Origin of the sequence: Holdemanella sp. DFI.5.55, assembly GCF_020593575.1 — a bacterium.
Classification (GTDB): Bacteria; Bacillota_I; Bacilli_A; order Erysipelotrichales; family Erysipelotrichaceae; genus Holdemanella; species Holdemanella hominis.
This window is the reverse complement of record NZ_JAJDMK010000414.1, coordinates 1-226: the sequence shown is the minus strand read 5'-3', so window position 1 is coordinate 226 and position 226 is coordinate 1. Positions and strand designations below refer to the sequence as shown.

The window sequence follows — 226 nt, the reverse complement described above, 5'->3', positions numbered from 1 at the left end:
AACGAGTTGGGTTAACTCAATCCTTTAAACATTTAAATGAGAAAGAATCCAGAATGAAACAGTTAGATATTAGTATTTTAGCAGTATTGTTAGCGGAATCATGTAATATTGGATTTTCTCCAGTTTCCAAAAATAATATTGATAGTTTGAAGTATGATAGGCTCACCTATGTAGCTCATCAATACTTACGTATTGATACCTTAACTGCAGCTAATCAAAAAATTAT

1 protein-coding gene is annotated in these 226 nt (G+C 30.1%); it reads left to right on the top strand.

Features of this window, described 5'->3' with window-relative positions; genetic code table 11:
- The coding region (locus LJE08_RS15440; protein ID WP_370633289.1) for a Tn3 family transposase at positions 1-226 on the top strand (226 nt) is incomplete at both ends.